Below are 6,011 nucleotides of genomic sequence, written 5' to 3'. Positions count from 1 at the left end.
TACTTCATGTAGAGCCTCATCTGATGGTCGTTGATGTGTCGGCCGGGCAACTCAGCCTCCCTTCGCTACATGGAAGAGCTGTTCATACCCGATTTACCGCGACCACCGACAAGGCACCCCGGCAGCGGGGCGGACTCCTCGGCGCGGCGTTGCGGCAGCGGTTCCGGGCTACGCCCTCCACCGCTGCCGCAACGCCAGTACTCTCATCCTGATTGACGCGCTGCTCTCATCTTGTTTGACGCGCGGCACAGCCATCCCGTCAACGACGGGTAGCGCTCGAAAAGCTGCGCCAGCGCACCCGCTGCGCCGCGACTGCCGCGCTCGCCCCGCACGCGCACGTCGCGCACTCGCGCGTACTCCTCGATACGTACATAGCGAATGAGCGCTCGAAAACCGAAAGGCCGCCCATCAAGATGTGGCGCCTGGGCATGCTCAAGCCAGCGGTACAGCTGCCGGCGATCGATGCCAGTCGATTGTTCGATTGCTCTTATCGATTCTCCGGCGATGTAGCGCAACACCGCATGCCGGCGTGTCTCGAAGGTGCGCCTCGCTGGTTCGTCGAGTTCGGTATGGGCGACAGTGGGCCACGCGTTGGCATCGATCGCCTGTAACTCCGGTTTGCGGCGATTCATGACGTCTCCTCCGCCGCGAATGACGTGAGCAGCGACAGCGGTTGCGTCCAAAGCTCTGGCGCGCTGACCCTGCCGCCATGAAGCAGGCTGAACAAAGCCGTGCGAACCAAAACTGGATCGCACGCTGAGAATTCGCGCTCGATAGCGAGCAATCTTTGGGGATGCTTTACGAAGCACGCGATTGCTCGCAGCAGGGTTGGCGGAACGAGCCTCCAGTTGGCAACAAGGTAAGGGAGCATGCGCTGCCAGTTGTCGGTCCATACACGCGCAGCGGCAAGCTCGGCCGGTGCGACCGGCCGAATCGGAAACGCGGTACTGTCAAGATCGCGGCAGGATGCTTTGGCGCTATCATCGGCCATCTGGTCGATTAGGATGACTAATTCTTTGCGATCAATATAGTAAGCCAAAAAATCGGCAAGTCGACGGTGGCCGTCGATCAGCACATAGCCCGGGCGTTCGCAGAAGGAGATCACATTTGGGTCAGCCTCGAGTAGCAACCATTGTTGGAGCAAGGAGCGCCGGTAGAAACATCACGCGGCGCGCGAGTTTGGGGCTGAACGCTTCGAACCGATGCGTGCCGCGTGGACGGGCAAGCGGGACCGGCTCTGCAATGTGCAGAGAATCTTTCATAAGATCAACGGCTTACATACAGGATTCGAAGTGAAGGAGGCCAATTGACAAAATTAATACGGACATACGTGAGTTGACGCTTTTATTCCGATTCGAAGGTAAATAAAAGTGACAACACGATCGCGCTTTGGCGCGTGGTTGCGAGGGAGTCGCAGTGACAGATTTATTACGGTCTACGGGAGGTCAAGTGGCGAATTTAATACGGACATACGTGAGTCGACGCTTTTATTCCGATTCGAAGGTAAATAAAAGTGACAACACGATCGCGCTTTGGCGCGCGGTTGCGAGGGAGGGGCGGTGACATATTTATTGCGGTCTACGCCGGCCGCTGGCGAAGCACACCAAGTCGTCGGGGGGCAGACCGTGAGGGGACCGCTTTTCAACCAGGGCGTATTTTCTTCGGGTGAAGTTGTTGCTGGTTGGGCGCGCTAGTGCAACTGCGTCAGCTTGGCGACTGCAGCACACGATGCCCCTCGGCGACGGCAGCCGGCTGGCTGCGCGTCATAGCCGACAGCGACGGCGGAGGCGACGGACTAGCTGGCTGGCAGAGCAAGCTTAACTGTGCGTGCCAGTGCGCTGCACGCGCTGTCGCGCCGTGTCCGCTACCGGCGGAAACACGTTCCAGTAACCGTCGTCGTGTAGGAAGAAGAACAGCGCGTGCGACCCCGTCGGTAGCCAAGTCTCCACGCACGCGTAGCGGGTTCTGCCCCAGCGGGTACGACCGAAGGCGGTTACGTGCGCTGCCGTACTTGGGGCGAGCCATTTTTCGACTTGGTACCGCAGTGACTGCGCTTTTGTGTCTTTCATTTGCTGCTCCCGTACACCGGTACTTGCGCAGCCCATGCGCCTGAGATAGCGCAAACGCCAACGACCGGTCGCCCTCGATGTACGACGCATCTTTCCTGCGCCGCATCTAGAGCTTAAGAAATCACTTTAACTATAGCGCCCAAAAGCTGGCAGTGGCGTGTATCCTGGCGAGATAGCGACAAAAACAAGAGTAGTCCAAAAGCGCGTGTTCGGCGGGTTTGAGCAACGATTGTTGGTGCGCCGCACCACATAGTTGCTGGCCCGTGAAGTCACGAGCCTGGATTGTTTCCCGATAGCCGGACATCCTCCTTGGGAGGAACATGAAGACCTGCGCTCCAACGCGCCAAGGTGTTGAAAGAATGGAGGCAAAAAATGGGACCAGCCGACTTCGGCGCATTCGAGCACGAAGGTTGGGAACGTGTCGCGCAGGCCTATCACACGTATTTCGGTGAATTGACTGCCCAGTCGAACCACGCGATGCTCCAGGCGCTAGGCATTGGGCGCGGTACGCGCTTACTCGACGTCGCATGCGGACCGGGCTACCTCGCTGCCGCAGCGAGGCGTCGCGGCGCGGACGTCGCCGGCGTGGATTTCTCTGTCGCGATGGTCGACAAGGCGAGGCGCGTTTTTCCGGGACTCGAATTCCGCATCGGCGACGCGGAGGATTTGCCATTTCCCGACAAAAATTTTGGTGCGGTGGGCATCAGCTTCGGGATGGAGCATTTTCAGCATCCTGAGCGTGCGCTCGCGGAGGCGTTTCGCGTGCTGCAATCAGGCGGCAGAATTGCCTTTACAGTCGGCGCAACGTCGGACAAGGCCGTCGGTATCGGGATGGTGTTAAAGGCCATCGAGAAGCACGGGACAACCGATGTGCCAGTTCCTCCGGGACCGCCTTTCTTTCGGTTCAGCAATTGGGAGGAATCGAGGCGCGCGTTGCTCGAAGCCGGGTTCGTCCAACCAGAGGTGCGAGAGGTGGACCAGACTCTGGTGCTGAGTGCACCGGATACGCCGTTTCACGCGCTCATGCGTGGCGGCGTCCGGTTTGCCGCGATGCTTCACGCGCAGACGCCGGCCGCGCTGGCATTGATTGAACGGGCCGTCGAGCACGACGCAGAGAAGTATCGGAGCGATGCCGGGGTACTTCGGATTCCTATGTGCTGCGTCTTGGCTTCCGCACTCAAGGCCTAGGCGCAAGCCGGTTTGTGGGAGGTCCGAGCTGACCTCGTTATGAAGTCCAACGCGGTCCGGACCTTTGTGCAGCAAGCTGCTGCACGTAGTTTGCATGTATGAGCGCCGCGGTGCTGCAACACGCGATCTGTAGTGTCCAGCTTCGGCGGGCGAATATTTCGGGGCACGTAAGCGACATCCCGGGCATGACAGCGGAAGGGAGGGGCGCGCCCCGGTGTACCGTCTGCGAAATGATTGCTGCTTTCCGATGAGAGCGAATGGGTGCCGACTGCCGCCACTCGCCTATCCCAGCCGCATTGTCCGCTTCGCAGTGCGACCCGGGCGTCGTTTCGACCTTCTACCACACCCCATAAAACACCCCGGCATTCTTGTACTGATGTGTGCCGCGTTCGACGTCGTCGTGCGTCACGGTGGTCCGATTGCGCAGTCCAAAGGACCAGGCCAGCAAGCGCTCACGCATGGCTTGTCGCACGTTGTCGAACGCCGGGTCGGTGCCGAGGTCGACGAATTCGTCGGGGTCGTTGCGCAGGTCAAACAGTTGCGGCGCGAAGCCGTCCCAGTGAAGGTACTTCCACGCGTCGGTGCGCACCATCCAGCCGCGGCATGCGTCGGGGCTACGGGCAAGGATCTGGCGCGCCTGCCGCCAGGCGTAATCGAGTTCGGAGAAAACCGCATCTCGCCACGGTGATTGCGCTCTTGCGTTGCGCGTAAGCGCAAGCAGCGAGCGACCTTCAATGCGGTGATCGGGAACCGGCATGCCCAGCGCGTCCAGCACCGTCGGCACGGTGTCAATGGCCTCGACGAATCGTGCGTCGCTACGGCCGCGCGTGGCGTCGGCCTCGGGTGACGGATCGTAGACGATATACGGCACGCGCTGCACGGTGTCGTAGAACAATTCTTTCTCGCCAAGCCAGTGGTCGCCGACGAAGTCGCCGTGGTCGGCAGTGAAGACGATGAGTGTGTCCTTCCACCTCCCAAGCCTGTCCAGCGTTTCCCACAGTCGCCCCAGGTGATCGTCGAGCTGGCTTATCAGGCCCTGGTAAGCGGGCCGCACCTTGGCGATGACCTATAGCAGGACAGGTGGTCCACCCGTAGCTGGTCACACATCACGAAAAGCACATTGCGAATCGACGACATCGTAGGTATCCGAAATGAAATCAGAAGGCCAAATTCAACGCGACGTCGTGCCGTTGCCCGTGCCAAAGCGTACGCCGGTCGCACGGCGCGCCAGGTCTGGCATTGGCCACAACGCGACGAGGCCGACAATCATGGCCGCCGTCACGAAGTAGGCCGGCATCATCTTGTCGCCGGTTGCGCTGATCAGCCAAGTGACGAGAAAGGGAGAGAAACCGCCGAACAGCGTGGTGGCGACGTTGTAGGAAATCGACAGGCCAGTGGCGCGGACCTGCGCGGGAAACAGCTCGGCCAGCGCGGTGGACGCAGGGCCCAGCGCCGCGGCCATCAGCACGGCGAACACGACCTCGGTCGCGAGCAGTCTCGGCAGGCCTGGTGCCGCGACAAGCCAAAGGAACAGCGGATAGATGCACAGCACGTAAAGGGCCATCGCGGCGCCCATCACCGGTTTGCGCCCGATGCGATCGGACAGCAGTCCGAACAGGGGAATCAGGATCATGCGCAGTGTTCCGGTGACCATGAGCACGATGAACGGTGCGGACACCGGCAGGTACACGTTGAGCCGTTGAGCACGTACTGAGCGACCGAACTGGCGACGACCAACCCGAACGCGATCCACGGCCCACGGGCGGACGTTTGCGCATATCACTTCGCGACCTGCCTCGCGTGCTCGGTTCACCATCGCGCTTGCACGACTGCACCGCTTCGCCACGGGCGCTTGGCGTAGACCACCCATTCGCAGGTACGCAGCGGCGCAAGCCATCGGCCAAAGGCGGCGGGCTCAGCGAGCCCGGTGTACTCGCCGAAGAACTGCAGCTGGCCATGCCGGTGGGCCACTTCGAGCGCTTCGAGGAAGCGCCGGCGGAACAGGCGTGAGAGCACGCGTACGGGCAGGAAAAAGCCGGGCCGGCACGCAATCCAGCGCTCGCCATCGGGCGAGAGTCCGCCGCCAGGTACGATGCCGTGCACGTGTGGATGATGCGTGAGTGCTGAGCCCCAGGTGTGAAGTACGAGCGTGGCACCAATCTGGGCGCCGAGGTGTCTGGGATCTGCGGCGATCGTGCGCAGCGTGTCGGCGGCGATGTCGAGCAGCAGGCCGTAGATGATCCGTTTGTTGTACCAGGCGATCGCACTGACGGGCGCCGGCAGCGTGAAGACGACGTGGAAGTATTCGACGGGTAGCAGATCGGCCTGGCGTGCCTCCAGCCAGCGGTGTGCGGCGCTGGCCTGGCACTTCGGGCAATGCCGGTCCCGGCACGAGTTGAAGGACACCTCTGTCCTTGCGCAGCCTGAACAGCGCAGCACATGCCCGCCCAGCGCCGCGCTACGGCACTGTTCGATGGCCGACATGACCTTCAGCTGCCCCAGGCTCAGCCGTACCGTGTTTCGCCATGCTGGCCCGCGGGCGCGGAAGATGTCCGCGACCTCAAGCACGGGACGTCCTGCGGGGCCAGTCTATTCGGAGGGCAGGAGCTCCAGTGGACTGGTGACTTCGCGCAGCAGGTCGGTGGCTACTTGCGCGTAAAGCGCAGTCGTCTCGAGCCTATTGCCTGCAGGCAATAGGCTCGACTATGTCCCGCGCTGAACTATGTCCCGTGATTGGTGGGAGCGTCAACCCGT

General features: G+C 61.6%; 3 protein-coding genes and 3 pseudogenes. 1 reads left to right on the top strand and 5 read right to left on the bottom strand.

Going from position 1 to position 6,011, the window contains the following annotated elements; genetic code table 11:
- Nucleotides 1–203: 203 nt before the first annotated feature.
- Both M3I54_RS24630 and M3I54_RS24625 read right to left on the bottom strand, forming a co-directional pair.
- Nucleotides 204–632, bottom strand: a complete 429-nt coding sequence (locus M3I54_RS24630) for a helix-turn-helix domain-containing protein (RefSeq protein ID WP_254340732.1) — start codon at nt 630–632, stop codon at nt 204–206.
- A pseudogene (locus tag M3I54_RS24625) lies at nt 629–1,262 on the bottom strand (hypothetical protein). Before M3I54_RS24625 ends, M3I54_RS24630 begins: the two are co-directional and overlap by 4 nt.
- A gap of 1,179 nt (nt 1,263–2,441) precedes the next feature.
- Between M3I54_RS24625 and M3I54_RS24615 the strand changes: the two are divergent.
- Nucleotides 2,442–3,257: a class I SAM-dependent methyltransferase gene (locus M3I54_RS24615; RefSeq protein WP_254340728.1), complete on the top strand. Its 816-nt coding sequence runs from the start codon at nt 2,442–2,444 to the stop codon at nt 3,255–3,257.
- A 337-nt stretch (nt 3,258–3,594) separates the two neighbouring features.
- Here M3I54_RS24615 and M3I54_RS24610 read toward each other — a convergent pair.
- From M3I54_RS24610 to M3I54_RS24600, 3 genes and pseudogenes are all read right to left on the bottom strand, one after another.
- Nucleotides 3,595–4,311, bottom strand: a pseudogene (locus tag M3I54_RS24610) (sulfatase-like hydrolase/transferase); the annotation flags it as partial.
- Between the two features lie 117 nt (nt 4,312–4,428).
- Nucleotides 4,429–4,935 (bottom strand): MFS transporter, encoded by a 507-nt coding sequence (locus tag M3I54_RS24605; protein WP_254340726.1) that lies wholly within the window; start codon nt 4,933–4,935, stop codon nt 4,429–4,431.
- A 164-nt stretch (nt 4,936–5,099) separates the two neighbouring features.
- Nucleotides 5,100–5,825: pseudogene (locus tag M3I54_RS24600) on the bottom strand (transposase zinc-binding domain-containing protein); the annotation flags it as partial.
- Nucleotides 5,826–6,011: the final 186 nt, after the last annotated feature.

Source organism: Paraburkholderia sp. CNPSo 3274 (genome assembly GCF_024206475.1).
GTDB lineage: Bacteria > Pseudomonadota > Gammaproteobacteria > Burkholderiales > Burkholderiaceae > Paraburkholderia.
The sequence above is the reverse complement of the archived record's forward strand: the minus strand, read 5'-3'. Positions and strand labels throughout refer to the sequence as shown.

What these genes read in the sequence shown, in the direction of transcription:
- M3I54_RS24630 (WP_254340732.1), bottom strand. Translation starts at nt 632, where the DNA reads ATGAATCGCCGCAAACCGGAGTTACAGGCGATCGATGCCAACGCGTGG.
- M3I54_RS24615 (WP_254340728.1), top strand. Translation starts at nt 2,442, where the DNA reads ATGGGACCAGCCGACTTCGGCGCATTCGAGCACGAAGGTTGGGAACGT.